Annotated in this window: 17 protein-coding genes and 1 pseudogene; 8 read left to right on the forward strand and 10 right to left on the reverse strand. The window is 70.7% G+C overall.

What is annotated here, in order from left to right; translation table 11 throughout:
• Nucleotides 1–150 precede the first annotated feature (150 nt).
• Nucleotides 151–915 (reverse strand): GntR family transcriptional regulator, encoded by a 765-nt coding sequence (locus ACZ6K0_RS06135; RefSeq protein ID WP_024761167.1) that lies wholly within the window; start codon nt 913–915, stop codon nt 151–153.
• 424 nt (nt 916–1339) lie between these two features.
• On the opposite strand from ACZ6K0_RS06135, the pseudogene ACZ6K0_RS06140 reads away from it, so the two are divergent.
• The 4 genes and pseudogenes from ACZ6K0_RS06140 to ACZ6K0_RS06155 all read left to right on the forward strand — a co-directional run.
• Nucleotides 1340–2299, forward strand: a pseudogene (locus ACZ6K0_RS06140) (extracellular solute-binding protein); the annotation flags it as partial.
• Nucleotides 2300–2625: 326 nt separating this feature from the next.
• Nucleotides 2626–3648, forward strand: a complete 1023-nt coding sequence (locus tag ACZ6K0_RS06145; RefSeq protein WP_376400312.1) for a carbohydrate ABC transporter permease — start codon at nt 2626–2628, stop codon at nt 3646–3648.
• A 44-nt stretch (nt 3649–3692) separates the two neighbouring features.
• Complete coding sequence (locus ACZ6K0_RS06150; protein ID WP_376400524.1) at nt 3693–4529, forward strand: carbohydrate ABC transporter permease; 837 nt, start codon at nt 3693–3695, stop codon at nt 4527–4529.
• 8 nt (nt 4530–4537) lie between these two features.
• Entirely contained in the window at nt 4538–6061 is a 1524-nt protein-coding gene (locus tag ACZ6K0_RS06155) for a glycoside hydrolase family 3 protein (protein WP_376400309.1), read from the forward strand.
• A gap of 119 nt (nt 6062–6180) precedes the next feature.
• Here ACZ6K0_RS06155 and nagB read toward each other — a convergent pair whose 3' ends face one another.
• Both nagB and ACZ6K0_RS06165 read right to left on the reverse strand, forming a co-directional pair.
• Nucleotides 6181–6966 (reverse strand): glucosamine-6-phosphate deaminase, encoded by a 786-nt coding sequence (gene nagB, locus ACZ6K0_RS06160; RefSeq protein ID WP_376400521.1) that lies wholly within the window; start codon nt 6964–6966, stop codon nt 6181–6183.
• Nucleotides 6967–7216: 250 nt separating this feature from the next.
• Entirely contained in the window at nt 7217–7969 is a 753-nt protein-coding gene (locus ACZ6K0_RS06165; RefSeq protein ID WP_376400306.1) for an SDR family oxidoreductase, read from the reverse strand.
• A gap of 83 nt (nt 7970–8052) precedes the next feature.
• On the opposite strand from ACZ6K0_RS06165, the gene ACZ6K0_RS06170 reads away from it, so the two are divergent.
• Together ACZ6K0_RS06170 and ACZ6K0_RS06175 are read left to right on the forward strand one after the other, a co-directional pair.
• Nucleotides 8053–8736 (forward strand): TetR/AcrR family transcriptional regulator, encoded by a 684-nt coding sequence (locus tag ACZ6K0_RS06170; RefSeq protein ID WP_469227685.1) that lies wholly within the window; start codon nt 8053–8055, stop codon nt 8734–8736.
• A gap of 293 nt (nt 8737–9029) precedes the next feature.
• The gene (locus ACZ6K0_RS06175) at nt 9030–10496 is read left to right on the forward strand and encodes a sensor histidine kinase (protein WP_376400300.1); all 1467 of its coding nucleotides are present in this window, start codon (nt 9030–9032) and stop codon (nt 10494–10496) included.
• A 197-nt stretch (nt 10497–10693) separates the two neighbouring features.
• Here ACZ6K0_RS06175 and ACZ6K0_RS06180 read toward each other — a convergent pair whose 3' ends face one another.
• Together ACZ6K0_RS06180 and ACZ6K0_RS06185 are read right to left on the reverse strand one after the other, a co-directional pair.
• Nucleotides 10694–10951, reverse strand: coding sequence for a WhiB family transcriptional regulator (locus ACZ6K0_RS06180; protein ID WP_004937597.1), 258 nt, complete (start codon nt 10949–10951; stop codon nt 10694–10696).
• 318 nt (nt 10952–11269) lie between these two features.
• Nucleotides 11270–12238 carry a diacylglycerol/lipid kinase family protein gene (locus ACZ6K0_RS06185; RefSeq protein WP_376400297.1) on the reverse strand — a complete coding sequence of 323 codons (969 nt, stop codon included), beginning with the start codon at nt 12236–12238 and terminating at the stop codon, nt 11270–11272.
• 177 nt (nt 12239–12415) lie between these two features.
• Between ACZ6K0_RS06185 and ACZ6K0_RS06190 the strand changes: the two genes are divergently transcribed.
• Nucleotides 12416–12841 carry a hypothetical protein gene (locus tag ACZ6K0_RS06190; RefSeq protein WP_469227684.1) on the forward strand — a complete coding sequence of 142 codons (426 nt, stop codon included), beginning with the start codon at nt 12416–12418 and terminating at the stop codon, nt 12839–12841.
• A gap of 7 nt (nt 12842–12848) precedes the next feature.
• Here ACZ6K0_RS06190 and ACZ6K0_RS06195 read toward each other — a convergent pair whose 3' ends face one another.
• The 3 genes from ACZ6K0_RS06195 to ACZ6K0_RS06205 form a co-directional block, all read right to left on the reverse strand.
• The gene (locus ACZ6K0_RS06195; protein ID WP_469227683.1) at nt 12849–13874 is read right to left on the reverse strand and encodes an RNA polymerase sigma factor SigF; all 1026 of its coding nucleotides are present in this window, start codon (nt 13872–13874) and stop codon (nt 12849–12851) included.
• On the reverse strand, nt 13871–14284 hold the full coding sequence (locus ACZ6K0_RS06200; RefSeq protein ID WP_024761155.1) for an ATP-binding protein: 414 nt from the start codon (nt 14282–14284) through the stop codon (nt 13871–13873). Before ACZ6K0_RS06200 ends, ACZ6K0_RS06195 begins: the two co-directional genes overlap by 4 nt.
• Before the next feature lie 293 nt (nt 14285–14577).
• Entirely contained in the window at nt 14578–14838 is a 261-nt protein-coding gene (locus tag ACZ6K0_RS06205) for a UBP-type zinc finger domain-containing protein (RefSeq protein ID WP_376400287.1), read from the reverse strand.
• 47 nt (nt 14839–14885) lie between these two features.
• Here ACZ6K0_RS06205 and ACZ6K0_RS06210 point away from each other — a divergent pair, with 47 nt between their 5' ends.
• Entirely contained in the window at nt 14886–16484 is a 1599-nt protein-coding gene (locus ACZ6K0_RS06210) for a Na+/H+ antiporter (RefSeq protein WP_376400284.1), read from the forward strand.
• Between the two features lie 15 nt (nt 16485–16499).
• On the opposite strand, the gene ACZ6K0_RS06215 is transcribed toward ACZ6K0_RS06210, so the two are convergent.
• Together ACZ6K0_RS06215 and ACZ6K0_RS06220 are read right to left on the reverse strand one after the other, a co-directional pair.
• A complete protein-coding gene (locus tag ACZ6K0_RS06215) occupies nt 16500–17423 on the reverse strand; it encodes a 1-aminocyclopropane-1-carboxylate deaminase/D-cysteine desulfhydrase (RefSeq protein WP_469227682.1) in 924 nt (307 codons plus the stop codon).
• A 29-nt stretch (nt 17424–17452) separates the two neighbouring features.
• Nucleotides 17453–18043 (reverse strand): N-acetylmuramoyl-L-alanine amidase, encoded by a 591-nt coding sequence (locus ACZ6K0_RS06220; protein ID WP_376400278.1) that lies wholly within the window; start codon nt 18041–18043, stop codon nt 17453–17455.
• Between the last annotated feature and the right edge of the window lie 105 nt (nt 18044–18148).

Here is an 18148-nt window from a genome sequence, read left to right on the forward strand (position 1 = left end):
CTGATCACCTCGGTAATGCTGGGGAAATCTAGGGGACGCTCACGCTCGGCGGAACCCCCGTCCGCATAACGGAAGCGAATTCCCTGGTACGCGAAACGAGGGGGGCCGCCGAGTCCTCGGCAACCCCCCTCGTCAGGCGTGTGGATCCGCTCAGCCGTTGGGCCTCTTCAGGCGCGCCACGAACTTGTACCGGTCGCCGCGGTAGACGGACCGTACCCACTCCACCGGCTCGCCCTGGGCGTCCAGAGAATGGCGAGAAAGCATCAGCATCGGCAGGCCCACGTCCGTACCGAGCAGACCGGCCTCGCGCGGCGTGGCGAGGGAGGTCTCGATGGTCTCCTCGGCCTCGGCGAGGTGGACGTCGTAGACCTCTGCCAGCGCCGTGTACAGCGAGGTGTACTTCACCAGCGAGCGGCGCAGCGCGGGGAAGCGCTTGGCCGAAAGGTGGGTGGTCTCGATCGCCATCGGCTCGCCGCTCGCGAGGCGCAGCCGCTCGATGCGCAGCACCCGGCCGCCGGCCGAGATGTCGAGCAGTCCGGCGAGCGTGTCGTCGGCGGTGACGTACCCGATGTCGAGGAGCTGCGAGGTGGGCTCGAGGCCCTGGGCGCGCATGTCCTCCGTGTACGAGGTGAGCTGGAGGGCCTGCGAGACCTTGGGCTTGGCCACGAAGGTGCCCTTGCCCTGGATGCGTTCCAGCCGGCCCTCGACGACCAGCTCCTGGAGCGCCTGGCGCACCGTGGTGCGCGAGGTGTCGAACTCCGCGGCGAGCGTGCGCTCCGGCGGGACAGGCGTGCCGGGCGGCAGTGTCTCCGTCATGTCGAGCAAGTGCCGCTTCAGTCGGTAGTACTTGGGCACGCGCGCGGTGCGAGTGGCGACCCCGCCCTCCGGTTCCGTGCTGCCCGCGTCCCTGGCCATGGCCTGCCTTCCCGACTCCTGTGCTGCTGCCGTCACCGGCTCCTCCGTCTGTAGCGGCTCACATGGTGGCACGGACCGGTCACGGGTCGTCGCCCTACCTCAGGTGTCGGTCCGATAACGGACGCGACTGCCCTTCTTATACACCCTTGACACCCCTAAAGGTCTAGGCCAAGCTCCGGGTACTGGTCTAAACCATTAAAGACCAGGTCCCAGCCCCACGAGCACTACCTGACGAATGTCTTCGCGCGGTGGGCAGGGGTTTGCAGGCATCCCTGAGGAGGGTGGCGTGAAGCGCAAGCTCATCGCGGCGATCGGCGTCGCGGGCATGATGGTCTCTATCGCTGCATGTGGTTCGGACAGCGACACGGGCAAGGACGGCGCGAAGCCGTCCGCCGGTGGCAACAAGAACCTGACCGTCTGGGTCATGGACGGTTCGGCGCCGCAGACGTGGATCGACGGCGTCAACAAGGAGTTCGAGGCCAAGCACCCGGGCGTCAAGGTCAAGGTCGAGACGCAGCAGTGGACCGACATCCAGACCAAGGTCACCACGGCTCTCTCCGAGGACACCCCGCCGGACGTCCTGGAGCTCGGTAACACCCAGACGACGGGTTACGCCGCCTCCGGTGGTCTCGCCGACCTGACGGGCGACAAGGAGACGCTGGGCTACGCCAACTGGAGCGAGGGCATCAAGCCCTCCGCCGAGCTGGAAGGCAAGCTCTTCGCCGCCCCCTGGTGGGCCGCCAACCGTGTCGTGATCTACGACAAGGCCGCGTACAAGAAGGCCGGCGTCACCCCGCCGAAGACCCGCGCCGAGTGGATCGACGGCCTGAAGAAGCTCAAGGCCGCCGACCCCAAGGGTCAGCCGATCTACCTGCCCGGTCAGAGCTGGTACGTCCTCGCCGGTCTCATCTGGGACGAGGGCGGCGACCTGGCCGTCAAGGACGGCGACAAGTGGAAGGGCACCCTCGGCACCCCGCAGGCCGCGGCCGCCATGAACTTCTACAAGGAGCTGCAGTCCTTCTCGACCGGTCCGAAGGACAAGGACGAGGCGACCCCGCAGCAGTCCGTCGACATCGTTCCCAAGGGCGGCGTCGCGTCCTGGATCGGTCTCGGCTGGGAGGCCGGCGGCGCTGTCGCCGAGATCGAGAAGGCCGGCAAGAAGGCCGACTTCGGCTACTTCCCGATCCCGGGCAAGACCGCTGACAAGCCGGGCTCCGTCTTCTTCGGCGGCTCGAACCTCGCCATCGCCGAGCGCTCCCAGAACAAGGACCTCGCGAAGGAGTGGCTGGCCCTCGCCGTCAGCAAGAAGCAGATGGCCGAGTACGGCAAGGCCAACAAGGGCGGGATCATCCCGAACGACCCGGCCGCGCAGTTCCAGCCGGAGGCCGGCTCCTTCGCCGAGGCCATGGTGAAGGCCGCCAGCACCGGCAAGATCACCCCGGTCACCGAGGGCTGGGCCAACGTCGAGACCGCCCCGAACCCGATCAAGGACTACATGACCAAGGTCCTGAAGGGCGAGGACGCGCAGAAGGCCGGCGAGGCCGCCGACAAGGTCATCACCGAGCGCATCAACCAGCAGTAATCCCCAGCCCGGTGGCGTGGCCGGTACCTTTCGGCCACGCCACCGGGTCGGCGCAGTGATCAGCGGCCCGCTCCCCCGGGCCGCGACCCGGTGGGCGCGGGAGCCCCAGAACCGCGAGGAATAAGACCATGACCGTGGACTCCCAGGGGACGGCGAGCGCCGCTTCCCCGGACGCGCCCGGGAGGGCGGCAGGGAAGTCTCAGACTCCGCCACCCCCTTCCGGTACGAAGGAAGTCCTTCAGCCCTCGCGCGGGAGACGCTCCCTGCCCAGCGGGCTGCTGCCGTACCTGCTCGTCACGCCGGCCCTGCTCTCCATGGCCGTGCTGCTGCTCTACCCGCTGTTCCGCAACCTGATCCTCTCCTTCCAGGGGGTCAACAAGCGCGAGATGATCCGGCGCGAGACGCCCTGGGTCGGCTTCGACAACTACACCCAGCTCCTGCAGGACCCCGACTTCTGGACCGTCGTCGTCCGGTCGGTCGTCTTCACCGCGGCCAACGTGGCCCTGATCATGGTGATCGGCACCCTGATCGGCCTGCTGCTCAACCGCCTCGGCAAGAAGATGCGACTCGTGCTCTCCCTGGCGCTGATGTTCGCCTGGGCCATGCCGGTCATCGCCTCGATCACCGTCTTCCGGTGGCTCTTCGACGAGCAGTTCGGCGTCGCCAACTGGGTGATGCGCACACTCGGCTTCTCCGGCTACGAGCAGCACAACTGGTTCGAGACCGGCTTCGACGCCCTCGTCATCATCCTGATCCTGCTGGTCTGGGGCTCCATCCCCTTCGTCGCCCTCAACATGTACGCCGCCCTCACCACCGTGGGGACCGAGCTGTACGAGGCCGCCAAGATGGACGGCGCGAGCGGCTGGCGCACCTTCTGGTCCGTGGTCTTCCCGAACCTGAAGCCGTTCTTCCTGATCACCACGTTCCTGGAGATCATCTGGATCTTCAAGGCGTTCGCCCAGGTCTACGCGATGAACGCCGGCGGCCCCGACCGCGGCTCCGAGACGCTGCCCGTCTACGCCTACATCGAGGGCCTCGGACAGCAGCACTACGGCCTCGCGGCGGCCATCTCGATCCTCACGATCATCATGCTGATCGTGGCCATGTCCTTCTACTTCCGCCTGATCCTGAAGCAGGAGGATGAGCAGTGAGCACCACCACGCAGACCCCCCAGTCGGAGCGGACCCCGCAGAAGCTGCGCACCCGCAAGCCTCTCCGGCCCGCCGCGGTGGCGAAGAACCTCGCGGCGCTCGTCCTCGCGGCGATCTTCGTCTTCCCCGTCTACTGGATGTTCTCGTCCTCGCTGAAGCCGCAGTCGGAGATCCTCACCAAGGACCCCGTCTTCGTCTTCACCCCGACCTTCGAGAACTACACGACGGCGACCGGCGTCGACCTGTTCTGGACGTACGTCACGAACAGCCTCATCGTGACCGTCGGCGCGGTGCTCCTCGCCCTCGTCGTCGCCCTGGCCGCGAGCTTCGCGATCGCCCGGATGAAGTTCAAGGGCCGCAAGGGCATCGTCCTGATCGTGATGATGGCGCAGATGGCCCCCTGGGAGGTCATGATCATCGCGATGTACATGATCGCCCGCGACGGCGACATGCTGAACAGCATCCCGCTGCTCACGATGATCTACTTCGTGATGGTCCTGCCCTTCACCATCTGGACCCTGCGCGGCTTCATCGCCGCCGTCCCGGTCGAGCTGGAGGAGGCCGCCCAGATCGACGGCTGCACCCGCGGCCAGGCGTTCCGCAAGGTGATCTTCCCGCTGCTCGCCCCCGGCCTGATGTCGACCTCGCTCTTCGGCTTCATCACCGCCTGGAACGAGTTCGCGATGGTCCTCGTCCTGAACAAGGACGCGGAGAACCAGACCCTGACGCTCTGGCTGACGCAGTTCCAGACCGCGTTCGGCAACGACTGGGGCGCCACCATGGCCGCCTCCACGCTCTTCGCCCTCCCCGTGCTCATCGTGTTCCTCTTCCTCCAGCGCAAGGCCGTCGGCGGCATGACCGCCGGCGCGGTGAAGGGATAACGGCTCCCATGACCACTCTCGTACACGCCTCGGACACCCTGACCCGAGACGCGCTCACGGTGCTCCAGCCCGGCTTCGTCGGCACCACCGCCCCCGACTGGCTGCGCCGCCACATCGGCGAGGGCCTGTCCTCGGTCGGCCTCTTCGGCCGGAACATCGTCAGCCCCGAGCAGCTCGCCGCGCTCACCGCGCAACTGCGGGCCGAGCGGGACGACGTCCTCGTCGCCATCGACGAGGAGGGCGGGGACGTCACCCGCCTGGAAGTGAAGCAGGGCTCGTCCTTCCCCGGCAGCTACGCGCTGGGCAGCGTCGACGACGTCGAGCTCACCCGGGCCGTGGCCCGCGAGCTCGGCCGCCGGCTCGCCCAGTGCGGCGTCGACCTCAACTGGGCGCCCTCGGCGGACGTCAACTCCAACGCCGAGAACCCGGTCATCGGCGTCCGGTCCTTCGGGCCGGACCCGGACCTGGTCGCCCGGCACACCGTGGCGTACGTCGACGGCCTCCAGGGCGTCGGGGTCGCGGCCTGCACGAAGCACTTCCCGGGACACGGCGACACCAACGTCGACTCGCACGACGCGCTGCCCCGGATCGATGTGGACCTCGCCACACTGCACGCCCGTGAGCTGGTACCTTTCCGCGCCGCCATCGCCGCGGGTACCAAAGCGGTCATGAGCGCGCATATCCTTCTGTCCGCGCTCGACCCGCACCGTCCGGCCACCCTGAGCCCGCAGATCCTCACCGGTCTGCTGCGCCAGGAGCTGGGCTTCGAGGGGCTGATCGTCACCGACGGCATGGAGATGCAGGCCGTCGCGGCGACGTACGGCATCGAGCGCGGATCCGTCCTCGCGATCGCCGCGGGCGCCGACGCCATCTGCGTCGGCGGCGGGCTGTGCGACGAGGACACCGTACTGCGGCTGCGCGACGCGCTGGTCGACGCGGTACGGACCGGTGAACTGCCCGAGGAGCGGCTGGCCGACGCCGCGGCGCGCGTGCGCGCCCTGGCGTCCTGGACCCAGTCGCACCGGGCCAGGGGGGCCGAATCGGCGTCGGGCGCGGCAGTGCAGGAGGGGACCGCGCCCGGCGCCGACATCGGACTCGTCGCGGCGCGCCGGGCCCTGAAGGTGACCCGGGGAGAGCGGCCCTACACGCCGGTGAGCAGCGCTCCCTACGTGGCCTCCTTCACCCCGGTCGCGAACTTCGCGGTCGGCGACGAGACGCCCTGGGGCATCGCGGCGGAGCTGGAGCGCCTGCTGCCCGGCACGGAGACCGGCTCGTACGCCGATGCCTCCGTGGACGCGATCCTCGCCGCCGCGGGGGAGCGCCGGATCGTCGCGGTCGTCCGTGACGCCCACCGCCACCCGTGGATGACCGAGGCCCTGGACGGCCTCCTCGCGGCCCGCCCCGACACCGTCGTGGTCGAGATGGGCCTCAACGAGGCGGAGCCCCGCGGGGCCCTGCACATCGCCACGCACGGCGCGGCCCGGGTCTGCGGCCGCGCGGCCGCCGAGGCCGTGGCCGGCACCGGCGCCTGACCACCGCCACCGTCGTCCGCACGCGAAGGGGCCCGGCACCTGAAACCAGGTGCCGGGCCCCTTCGTCGTGTCCGTGTCCCTCGGACACCCTGCTCGGATGCCCTGCTCGGACGCCCTGCTCAGATGCCCTGCCAGGCCGGCTTGGCGGCGAAGGTCTGGCGGAAGTACTCCGCGAGCTTCAGCTTCGAGGCCGCGGCCTCGTCCACGACGACCGTGGCGTGCGGGTGCAGCTGGAGCGCGGAGGCCGGCACGAGCGCCGCCACGGGGCCCTCGACGGTCTGCGCCACGGCCTCGGCCTTGCCCTCGCCGGTGGCGAGCAGCACCAGGTGCCGGGCCTCCAGGATGGTGCCGATGCCCTGGGTGATGACGTGGTGCGGCACCTGCTCGATGTCGTTGTCGAAGAAGCGCGCGTTGTCCACGCGGGTCTGCTCGGTGAGCGTCTTGATCCGGGTGCGCGAAGCGAGCGAGGAGCACGGCTCGTTGAAGCCGATGTGCCCGTCGGTGCCGATGCCCAGGATCTGCAGGTCCACGCCACCGGCCTCGGCCAGCGCCTTGTCGTACGCCTCGCACGCCGCCTGGACGTCCTCGGCGGAGCCGTCGGGGCCCATGAAGGCCTCAGGGGAGAGCCCGAGCGGCTCGACGACCTGGCGGAGCACGGTGGAGCGGTACGACTCGGGGTGCCCGGACGGCAGCCCGACGTACTCGTCCAGCTGGGCGATCCGGGCCCGGGAGGCGTCCACGGAACCGGCCGCGACCTGGGCGGTCAGGGCGTCGTAGATGGGGATCGGAGTCGAACCCGTGGCCACGCCGAGCAGCGCGTCGGGCTTGCGGCGCAGGAGGCCGGCGATGCCGTCCGCGATGAGCTCGCCGCCTGCCTTGGCGTCCTTGACGATGACAACTTCCACGCTGTGCCTGCCGATCTGGTGGAGGGGCTGGAGGAGGGGCCATGTGGTATAGACCAATCAAAGCCAAATCTAGCAGAGGGGAGGCCGTCTCCTCATGTCGTTCCGCGGTGCGGACGGCACCGCCACCATCGTCGGCCGCCCCCGTCCCCCCAGCCACTCGAACCCCCGCCCACCGCGGCCTCCACGCCCCCCTGCGCCCCTGTGCTTTGCGCCCCCTGCCCCCGCGCGCCCGAAGCCCCCGTGTGTCGGTTCAGGCCAGCGAGCCGCCCGTGGCGTCGATCCAGTGGCCCGTCACCCAGCGCGCGTCCTCGGAGACCAGGAAGGCCACCACGTCCGCTATCTCCGCCGGCGTGCCGACCCCGCCGAGCGCCGACATCGCCGCCGCCCCCGCCCAGGCCTGCTCGTCGCCCCGCAGCCAGCCCGCGTTGATGTCCGTGTCCACGATCCCCGGCGCCACCGCGTTGACCGTGATCCGCCGCGGCCCGAGGACCTTCGACAGATAGCGGGTGAAGACGTCCAGCGCGCCCTTCGACATCGCGTACGCGATCGTCTCCGGCATGAGGGCCGCCTTGCTCAGGCCCGTCGAGACGTTGACGATCCGGCCGCCGTCCCGCAGTCGCTCCGCACCCAGCTGCGCCAGGAAGAACGGCGCCTTCGTGTTGACCGCGAAGATCCGGTCGTACTCCTCCTCCGCGATCGTCCCGAAGGGCCGGCTCGCCCCGATCCCGGCGTTGTTCACGAGGATGTCCAGGCCGTCCGCGCGCTCGTCGAAGGCCGCCCAGAGCGCCGCCGCGTCCCCCGGCGTCCCGAGCTCCCGCCCGATCGCGAAGGCCTCGCCGCCCGCCGCCTCGATCGCCGTGACGGTCTCCTTCGCCGCCGTCTCGTTGCTCCCGTAGTGCACGGCGACCCGCGCGCCCTCGCGGCCGAGCCGCTCGGCGATCCCCCGGCCGATGCCCCGGCTGCCGCCCGTGACCAGTGCCGTCTTGCCTGCGAGCACGCCCATGGCGACGCCCCCCTGTTTATGTAGTGGTCGTTACGAAAAGACCGTACCCCAGCTTTCGTAACGCGCGCTATAGAATTCACTCCATGGTGACGAGACAGCGCGGCCGCCCCCGCTCCTTCGACCGGCTCACGGCCCTGGAGCAGGCCACGATGGCCTTCTGGGAGCACGGCTACGAGACGACCTCCGTCGCCGACCTCACCCGCGCCATGGGCATCAGCGCGCCCAGCCTCTACGCGGCGTTCGGCGACAAGCGGACGCTCTTCGAGGAGGTCGTGGAGGCGTACGCGGGGTCGTACGGGGCGTACGGCGGCCGTGCCTTCGCCGAGGAGCCGACGGCCCGCGGCGCCATCGGGCGCGTCCTGCGGGAGGCGGCGGAGCTCTTCACGGAGTCGGGCCATCCGCGCGGCTGTCTGATGATCTCCGCCGCGATCAACTGCTCGACCCCCGAGGTGGAGGAGGCCCTCCGCGCACGCCGGGAGGCCAATCTGACCTCCTTCGAGGCCCGGATCCGCCGGGGCGTCGAGGCGGGGGAGCTGTCGTCGGGCACCGACGCCCGCGCGCTCGCCCGCTTCAGCGGCGCCGTACTCCAGGGCATGTCCCAGCAGGCCCGCGACGGGGCGACGCGGGAGGATCTCGCGGCGGTGGCGGAGTGGGCGATGAGCTCCTGGCCCGTGGAAACGGCCCCGGCCGTGACACCGGCATCGGCGCCGGCCCCGGCAACGGCCCGGGAAACGGCCCCGGAAACACCCGCGGGCCGCGGCGCCTGACGGGACCCTCAACCCGTCCGGCACCGCAGCCCGGAGTTGCTCGGCCGGGGGTGTGCGGTCCCTCGGCCGTGTGGGAGGTCTCGACGCAGTCAGGGCAGAGAGCGTCGGGTACCTCGTTCCATCCTCCTGTGCGGGGAGGATGGAGGCTTGTAGCGTTCATTGTGGACTAGACCATTCTTGTCTGTCCATCCACAGGAGCGCGGTCCTTCCCGGCCCATCCTCCAACACGGACGCCCGGAGATCCAGGTTCACCGCCCCTGCAATTCCGCAGGTACCCTCGCACCGTGCCCTCCATGAACGACCTCGTGCGCCAGCACACAGCCCTGAGCGACTCCGACCTCGAGTGGCTCCACCTGCTGGTGTCGGAGTGGCAGCTGCTCTCCGACCTCTCCTTCGCCGACCTCGTCCTGTGGGTTCCCACCCTCGACGGCACGCGATACGTCTCCGTCGCCCAGATGCGGCCCAACACCGGCCCCACGTCCTACCAGGACGACATGGTCGGCCACCTGGTGCCGCGCGGCCGCCGCCCCCTGCTCGACGCCGCCCTCGACGAGGGCCGGATCGTCCGTGAGGGCGACCCCGAGTGGCGCGAGGAGGTCCCCGTACGGGTCGAGTCCATCCCCGTACGCCGCGAGGGCCGGGTCCTCGGCGTCATCGCCCGCAACACCAACCTGCTCACCGTCCGCACCCCCTCCCGGCTTGAGCTCACCTACCTCCAGTCCGCCTCCGACCTCGCCCAGATGATCGCGGCCGGAACGTTTCCCTTCCCCGGCGAGCAGGTCGACATGGACTCCTCGCCGCGCGCCGGCGACGGCCTCGTCCGCCTGGACGCGGAAGGCGTCGTCCAGTACGCCTCGCCCAACGCCCTCTCCGCCTACCACCGGCTCGGACTCGCCGCCGACCTCGTCGGCCAGCACCTCGGCCAGATCACCGCGGAGTTCGCCCCCTCCCGAGGTCCGGTCGACGAAGCCCTGGTCAAGGTGGCCTCCGGCTACGCGCCGCGCGAGTTCGAGGTCGAGGGCAACGGCGGAGTGATCCAGCTGCGGGCGATCCCGCTCAGCCCCAAGGGCACCCGGATCGGTTCGCTCGTCCTCCTCCGCGACGTCACCGAACTGCGACGCCGCGAGCGCGAGTTGATCACCAAGGACGCCACCATCCGGGAGATCCACCACCGGGTGAAGAACAACCTCCAGACGGTGGCCGCCCTGTTGCGCCTCCAGGCCCGCCGGATGGACTCCGACCGCGGCCGTGAGGCGCTCAACGAGGCCGTGCGGCGCGTCGGTTCGATCGCCATCGTCCACGAGACGCTGTCTCAGAACCTGGACGAGCGCGTCGAGTTCGACGAGATCGCCGACCGGGTGATCGCGATGGTCGCCGAGATCTCCCCGGGCAAGGTCACCTGCCGCCGCAACGGCCGCTTCGGCATTCTCGACGCCGAGGTCGCGACCCCGCTCTCCATGGTCCTCACGGAGATCCTCCAGAACGCCCTGGAACACGCCTTCGCCCAGGGCGAGCAGGGCACCGTCGAGGTCACCGCCGTCCGCGGCGAGCCCCGCGTCGACGCCCGGCTCCTGATCACGGTCCAGGACGACGGCCGCGGTCTGCCCGAGGGCTTCGACCCGCAGCGGGCCGGCAACCTCGGCCTCCAGATCGTACGGACGCTGGTGGAGGGGGAGTTGGGCGGAACCTTCGACATGGTCCCCGGCGCCGAGCGCGGCACGAAGGTGATCCTCGACATCCCCGTACTGCCGCAGAAGTAACCGCGGTGACCGCTGTGATTGCTGTAACCGCCGTGATCACTGTGACCACTTGAGGCGGGCGGCACAGCAGCGAGCCCCGGACCGAGGAGATCGGTCCGGGGCTCGAATGCTGTGGGTTACTGCTGCGCGCTGCGACTCGAGGGCGGTGATTGCATACGCGATGTATGCGCCGCTGGCCTCAGGCTTTCGGCGGGGTGTCAGGCGGTAGCGTTACGCGCCCGGTTGCGAGCGGCACGACGCTTCATTGCGCGGCGCTCGTCCTCGCTGAGGCCACCCCAGACGCCGGAGTCCTGGCCGGACTCGAGCGCCCACTGCAGGCACTGCTCCATGACGGGGCAGCGGCGGCAGACGGCCTTGGCTTCCTCGATCTGCAGCAGCGCAGGACCGGTGTTGCCGATGGGGAAGAACAGCTCGGGGTCTTCCTCACGACAAACGGCGTTGTGACGCCAGTCCATGGCTGCTACCTCTCTAGGGTGTTACAAGCTGGTTGCTTGTGAATGTGAACGCTTTCACGAATCCCCCCGTAAGTGAAGGGCCGACTGCCAGATGAACTGGTGTGGTCCAGGTACTGAGGAGGGGTTCTGGCTCTCAGTGGAGGCCGGTGTTGCGGGCCGTCCCGATCGCCAAGAAGAGACTCGCAAACCTCGACACCGGATGCAACCCCTTCCGGAAAGTTTTTTTTGATTCCTCGGTGTCGACTAGGTCACAGCCGTACTTCTAAGGGGTGGATGCCAGCCTAAACGTTCGAGTGAAAGGACTTTGGGCCCTTCCACTCACACAATCACACGCAGTGCACGGCGTACGCCTGTGAACGTCACGCTCGTACGCAGTCCCAGGTGGTCTCCGTCCATCTGAAGGGGGAGGGGAACCTTGGAATGCAAGGTGAAGTCGGTCAGGTCGTGCAGAGTCACGGCATGCTTGCCGCGGGGCCCTCGCTCCGGCGTGGAAGTGAGCAGCTGAGTGGCGTAGCGGGCCACCGCCGGAGTGGAAAGACGGCTCAGTCCGAGCACGTCGAGAGCGGTTTCGAAGGACGCCTCCGGGGACGCGTACACCGGACGATTGCCCAGGTAGGTCCAGGGGGAGGTGTTGCAGATTATGGAAAGGACGAGGTCCTCGACCGGCTCCGCGCCGGGGCGCTCCAGGGTGATCGTGCCGTGCCGCCGGTGCGGCTCCTCCAGGAACTGGCGGAACACCTGGCGCAGATAGAGGGCGTGCGTGGATCTCTTTCCGCGCTCCCTCTGCTGTTCGACCCGGCCGATGACGCTCGCGTCGAATCCGAGGCCGGCGCAGAAGGTGAACCAGCGCGACGGCACCGCTTCGTCCTCGGTGCCCGGGGTCCCCGCCGCAAGCCCGAGGCTCACTGTGCGTGCCCGTCGCTCACGCAACGCGTCGAGCAGGGCGCCGGTCGCCTCCACCGCGTCGTTCGGCAGTCCGAGCGCGCGGGCGAAGACATTGGTCGAACCGCCGGGGACGACCGCGAGACCCGGAAGCCGGTCCGGATCGGGCCCGCCGTGCAGCAGTCCGTTGACGACCTCGTTGACCGTGCCGTCGCCACCGAGGGCCACGACCAGATCGATGTTGCCCTCGTCGGCGGCGCGCCGCCCCAGGTCGCGCGCGTGCCCGCGGTACTCGGTGGTGACCGCCTCCAGCTTCATCTCGCTCGCCAGGGCGTGGATGAGCACGTCACGGGTGCGGGCACTGGTGGTGGTGGCTGCCGGATTGACCACGAGAAGTGCGCGCATGACCGCCAGCGTACCTACCCGGCGGTACCTGTCCCAGCCCAGGACCACCCGTCGGACACTCCGCGGGGCTCGGGGCAGTGCTCCCGGCGGTGCCGCCCGGTGGGGTCTTCCCGACGGGGCCGCCGGGTCCACCCCGGCCTGCCCGGCCCGGCGGGCGCCCCGGATACCCTGCCCTTCATGAGCAGCAGCAGTACGGAGCAGACCTCCCGCCCCACCCGTCTCGCCGCCGCCGCGGCCGTGGCCGGAATCGAGGCCCTCGGGCTCCTCGCCGGCGGCGTGTACATGCTGGTGAAAGCCCTCTCGGACGGGACCGGCGACCTCACCGGCGCCCTGACCGGCGCAGTGACGCTCGTCGCACTCGGACTGATCCCGCTCGCCGCCGCCCGCGGCCTGTGGCTGTGCCGCTCCTGGAGCCGGGGCCCGGCCGTCATCACCCAGATCCTGGCCCTGCCGGTGGCCTGGCAGATGCTCCAGGCGAACAGCGCGATGATCCCGGCCGGTGTCGTCCTCGGCGCCCTCGCGGTGACCGGGCTCGTCCTCCTGGTGAACCCGGCCACGACCGAGGCGCTCGGCATCCGGCGCCCCGGCCAGGACACTCCGTAACGAGTCCCTACTCCTCCACGAGAAGTTTCTCCCGAAGCGACGCCAGGGTCCGAGCCAGCAGCCGAGAAACGTGCATCTGCGAGATGCCGACCTCCTGCGCGATCTGCGACTGGGTCATGTTCCCGAAGAAACGCAGCAGCAGGATCCGCTTCTCCCGGGGCGGCAGGTCCTCCAGGAGCGGCTTGAGCGACTCGCGGTACTCGACCCCCTCCAGGGCCTCGTCCTCCGCGCCCAGCGTGTCCGCCACGGCCGGCGACTCGTCGTCCGTGTCGGGGACGTCCAGGGAGAGCGTCGAGTAGGCGTTCGCCGACTCGAGACCCTCCAGGACCTCCTCCTCGGAGATCCCGAGCCGCTCGGCCAGCTCGTGCACCGTCGGGGAGCGGCCGTGCTGCTGGGAGAGCTCGGCCGTCGCCGTGGTCAGCGAGAGCCGCAGCTCCTGGAGGCGGCGCGGCACGCGGACCGCCCACCCCTTGTCGCGGAAGTGGCGCTTGATCTCGCCGACGACCGTCGGGGTCGCGTACGTCGAGAACTCGACCCCGCGCTCCGGGTCGAACCGGTCCACCGACTTGATCAGGCCGATCGTCGCCACCTGCGTCAGGTCGTCCAGCGGCTCGCCGCGGTTGCGGAAGCGCCGGGCCAGGTGCTCCACGAGCGGCAGGTGCATCCGGACCAGCCGGTTGCGCAGCTCCGCCTTCTCCGGGGAACCCTCCGGCAGCTCGCGCAGCTCGACGAAGAGGGCGCGGGCGCCGCTCCGGTCGGTCGGGCCGGGAACGGAGGGTGGCTCCGGGACCTCGTCCGCCTCGTCCGCCTTGGCCTCTTCGGCGCTCGGCAGGCCCGAAGAAGCCCCAGTGGCCTCGGAGACCTCGGCGACCTCGGAGGTCCCGGAGGTCGGCGTGACCTCCGGGAGGCCGGGTGTCTCGGGAACCTGGTGGTGCTGCTCGTGCTCGCTCATCTGGTCCGCCTGCTCCGTAGCGACCTCATGCGGCCGCGCCTGCTGCTCAGGGATGCCGGCCGTCGCGTCCCCGCTCCTCACGCCGGGCCTGGCCCCGCGCCGCGCTGTTTGTACAGGCTGATCGAGACCGTACGGTCATCGGCCACCGACGACTCCACCTTCCCGGCCAGTGCCGACAGCACCGTCCAGGCGAAGGTGTCCCGCTCCGGCGCCCGGCCGTCGGTCGTCGGGGCGGAGACCGTCACGTCCAGCGAGTCGTCGACCAGCCGGAAGACGCAGCTGAGGACGGACCCCGGCACGGCCTGCTGGAGCAGGATCGCGCAGGCCTCGTCGACGGCGATCCGCAAGTCCTCGATCTCGTCGAGGGTGAAGTCCAAGCGCGCCGCGAGGCCGGCCGTGGCCGTACGCAGCACGGACAGATAGGCACCCGCAGCGGGCAGCCGGACTTCCACGAAGTCCTGGGTCCCGGGCTCGCCTGTGATCTGGGACACCCTCACCTCCAAGGTGGCACAAGCTCATTCGGGGTCCGGGGGGAGAGGCCCCGGACCGGGCGGTGCGCAGGGGGCTGCGCAGTCCGCCGTGACGCTATCGCGATCCGTCCCGCCGTGTCGCCGTGAGCCCCCCGGGCCCCCGACCACGCTCGTCACCCATGGTAGGCCCATGGATGCGGACGGTGGGTAGAGGCCTGCGGAGGGCGAAAACGAGCGACGGGCGGAGGGATGACGTACCCAACGGGGAAGCCGTCGAACCGTCGGAAGGACCGCCGTACCGGGCGGCCCGGCCGTCAGACGATCGAACTGTCCACGAAGCACCACCGCCAGGCCTCGCCCGGCTCGAAGGTCCGCATCACCGGGTGCCCGGTGGAGGAGAAGTGGCCCGTCGCGTGCCGCCCCGCCGACGAGTCGCAGCAGCCGACGTGTCCACAGGTCAGACAGAGCCGCAGCTGGACCGGGTGCGTCCCGTCGGCCAGGCACTCCGGACAGGTGTCGGCCAGCGCCGCCGGTTCGGGGCGCGGCATTTCGGCAACGTGCGGGCACTCGCTCATGATGGCCAGGTTACTTTGCGACACAGGACAGGGACGGGCACACGGTCATGGACGCACTGCAGTTGGTGGCACTGGTCGCGGCGAGCGCCGCGATCGCGGGGTTCGCGCGCAGGACCCCGGTGCCGGCCCCGCTGCTCCTGGTCGCCGCCGGCCTCGCCGCCTCGTACGTACCCGGAGTGCCGGACTACACGCTCGACCCGCACATCGTGCTGCCGCTGATCCTGCCCCCGCTCCTCTACACGGCGGCCGTCGAATCGTCCTACCTCGACCTGCGGGCCAACATCCGGCCCGTCGCCCTGCTCTCCGTCGGCTACGTCCTCTTCGCCACCGTGGCCGTGGGCTGGCTCGCGTACGTCCTCGTCCCCGACCTGCCGCTCACCGCCGCGCTCGTGCTCGGCGCGGTGGTCGCCCCGCCGGACGCGGTCGCCGCCACCGCCATCGCCCGCAAGCTCGGCCTGCCCGGCCGGATCACCACGATCCTTCAGGGCGAGTCCCTGGTGAACGACGCCACCGCCATCACCGCCTACAAGGTCGCCCTCGCGGCGGCGGTCGGCGAGGGCATCAGCTGGGCCGGCGGCATCGGGGAGTTCGCCCTCGCGGCCCTCGGCGGGATCGGCGTCGGCCTGGTCCTCATGGTCCCCATCCACTGGCTCCGGCGCGGCCTCGGCGACTCCCTCCTCCAGAACACCCTCTCCCTCCTCATCCCCTTCGTCGCCTACGCGGCGGCGGAGGAGGTCGGCGCCTCCGGCGTCCTCGCCGTCGTCGTGGTCGGCCTCTTCCTCGGCCACCGCGCCTGGCAGGTCGACTTCGCGACCCGGCTCCAGGAGGAGGCCGTCTGGAAGATGGTCGCGTTCATCCTGGAGTCCGCCGTCTTCGCCCTGATCGGACTCCAGCTGCCGTACGTCGTCCAGGGCCTCGGCCAGTACGGCATGGCGGAGGCCGTCTGGTACGCGGTCGGGGTCTTCGTGGCTGTGGTCGTCGTGCGGTTCGTCTGGGTCTACCCCGCGACGTTCCTGCCCCGCTGGCTCTCCGTCCGCGTGCGCGAGCGCGAGCCGGAAGTGGACTGGAGAGCCCCGCTCGTCGTCGGCTGGGCCGGCATGCGCGGGGTGGTCTCCCTCGCGATCGCCTTCTCCATCCCCGTCGTCACGGACGGGGTGGAGTTCCCGGCCCGCAACCTCGTCCTCTTCCTCACCTTCACCACCGTCATCGGCACGCTGGTGGTGCAGGGCCTCACCCTGCCCCCGCTCATCCGGCTCCTGAAGCTCCCCGGACGCGACCGGTACGCCGAGACCCTCGCCGAGGCCCAGGCCCAGAGCGAGGCCTCCCGGGCCGCGGAGGAACGCCTCGACGCCCTCCTCGCCGACGAGCGCAACGCCCTCCCGAAGCCCCTCGCCGACCGGCTGCGCACGGTCCTGGAACGCCGCCGGAACGCGGTGTGGGAGCGGCTGGGGGCGGTCAACGAGGCCACCGGGGAGACCGTCGACGACACCTACCGGCGGCTCTCCCGCGAGATGATCGACGCCGAGCGCGAGGTCTTCGTGCAACTGCGCGACGCGCGCCGCATCGACGACGAGATGATGCGGACGCTGCTCCGCCGCCTCGACCTGGAGGAGGCCGCCGCGTACCGCGAGGAGACGGCGGACTAGGGCCTGTCCGGCGGATCACGGCCGGGGTCGTGACGCTTCCGGGAGCGGATCGGGGGCGCCCGTCACCACCGCCGCGAGCCGGGTGCCCGCCGGGAACGCGCCCTCCTCCGCGAGGGTGACGAGTCCGTGGAGCATTTTGGCGACATACAGCCGCTCGATGGCGAGTCCGTGCCGCGCCTCGAAGTCCTGTGCGAACGCCTCAAGCGCCGGGCTCGTACGGGCGTAACCGCCGCAGTGGAAACGCTCGTCGAGGGCCCAGTCGCCGCGCGGGCCGCCGAACGCCGCCTCCTGGAGGGCGCGGACGTCCGCGCCCAGGAAGCCGCCCTTGAGGACGGGGACCCCCAGCGCCCGCTGCCCGGGGGAGAGGCCGGCCGCGAGGCCCGCCAGGGTGCCGCCCGTGCCGCAGGCGACGGCGACCACGTCCGCCGCCCCGGCGAGCTCCCGGCCCAGCTCCACGCACCCGTGCACGGCGAGCGCGTTGCTGCCGCCCTCCGGGACCACGTACGTCCCGGCGGGGGCCCGTTCCAGGAGCGCGGCGAGCGTGGCGGGGTCGTTCTTCGCGCGGTACGTGGCACGGTCCGTGAACTCCAGCCGCATCCCGTCCGCCGCGCACCGCGCGAGGGACGGGTTCAGCGGGCGCCCGGCCAGCTCGTCGCCGCGGACGACGCCGATCGTGGGGAAGCCGAGGAGCCGGCCCGCGGCGGCCGTGGCGCGCAGGTGGTTCGAGTACGCGCCGCCGAAGGTGAGCACCGGCCGGCCGTCCGCCGCGCGCAGGTTGAGCACGAGCTTGCGCCACTTGTTGCCCGGCAGGTCGGGGTGGATGAGGTCGTCGCGCTTGAGCAGCAGCGTGAGACCGCGCCGGGCGAAGCGCTCGTCCTCCACCGGCTCCAGGGGCGAGGGGATCCGGGGCCGCAGACGGGAGAGATCGAACGCGTTCACCCGGCCATTGTCCGTCCCGCTCCGCGCGGTCAGCGCAGGCGGTCGGCGATCCGCTCCCGCATCGAGGCCATCGTGAAGCCGCGCGGGTCCACCTTCCCCGGCTGCCACTCCCGGTGCCCGATGACCGAGCGCTGGGTCCAGCCGTGCACCCGGCACACGGCGGCCGCCGCCTTCGCGATGGCCTCCAGCTGGACCTTCGGCCACGGGTCCTCGCCGTCGCCGAGGTTCTCGCACTCGAAGCCGTAGAAGTGCCGGTTGCCGTCCGTCGTGGCCTCGTCGTCCGGCGGCAGGCCCTGCTCGGCGACGACCGCCCTGAGCACCTCGTCGTCGCCGAGCCCCGCGTGGTTGGCCCGGCCGTAGCCGACGAGGTGGACCGTGCCGTCCTTGGCGATCACGCCGTGACAGAGCGGCCCCGGCAGCCCCTCGTAACCGTCCCTGCAGATCCGGACGGTGTTCGCGGTGCCGCGGGTCACGGTGTGGTGGATCATCACGCCGTGCACCGGGCCCCAGGGGCCCTTGTGGTTGCGGTTGTGGGTGGACCAGTCGCCGACCTGGACGACCGCGAGGCCCTCGTCGCGCAGCGCGTCGAGGAACCTGCTCGCGGACATGGGTGAGGCCATGACCGACTCCCTTCGGGGGAACGGGGTGAGCTTCCGGAGTACCGGAGTCCGCCACTCCGCGGCCATCCGTTCGGGCGGTGTGCGAGCCGATCCGGACACGACCCG

The sequence above is a fragment of the Streptomyces sp. NPDC042346 genome, assembly GCF_055581845.1.

Coding starts and splice junctions, on each gene's coding strand:
- ACZ6K0_RS06135 (WP_024761167.1), bottom strand. CDS start 915: ATGGCCAGGGACGCGGGCAGCACGGAACCGGAGGGCGGGGTCGCCACT.
- ACZ6K0_RS06145 (WP_376400312.1), top strand. CDS start 2,626: ATGACCGTGGACTCCCAGGGGACGGCGAGCGCCGCTTCCCCGGACGCG.
- ACZ6K0_RS06155 (WP_376400309.1), top strand. CDS start 4,538: ATGACCACTCTCGTACACGCCTCGGACACCCTGACCCGAGACGCGCTC.
- ACZ6K0_RS06165 (WP_376400306.1), bottom strand. CDS start 7,969: ATGGGCGTGCTCGCAGGCAAGACGGCACTGGTCACGGGCGGCAGCCGG.
- ACZ6K0_RS06170 (WP_469227685.1), top strand. CDS start 8,053: ATGGTGACGAGACAGCGCGGCCGCCCCCGCTCCTTCGACCGGCTCACG.
- ACZ6K0_RS06175 (WP_376400300.1), top strand. CDS start 9,030: ATGAACGACCTCGTGCGCCAGCACACAGCCCTGAGCGACTCCGACCTC.
- ACZ6K0_RS06180 (WP_004937597.1), bottom strand. CDS start 10,951: ATGGACTGGCGTCACAACGCCGTTTGTCGTGAGGAAGACCCCGAGCTG.
- ACZ6K0_RS06185 (WP_376400297.1), bottom strand. CDS start 12,238: ATGCGCGCACTTCTCGTGGTCAATCCGGCAGCCACCACCACCAGTGCC.
- ACZ6K0_RS06190 (WP_469227684.1), top strand. CDS start 12,416: ATGAGCAGCAGCAGTACGGAGCAGACCTCCCGCCCCACCCGTCTCGCC.
- ACZ6K0_RS06205 (WP_376400287.1), bottom strand. CDS start 14,838: ATGAGCGAGTGCCCGCACGTTGCCGAAATGCCGCGCCCCGAACCGGCG.
- ACZ6K0_RS06210 (WP_376400284.1), top strand. CDS start 14,886: ATGGACGCACTGCAGTTGGTGGCACTGGTCGCGGCGAGCGCCGCGATC.
- ACZ6K0_RS06220 (WP_376400278.1), bottom strand. CDS start 18,043: ATGGCCTCACCCATGTCCGCGAGCAGGTTCCTCGACGCGCTGCGCGAC.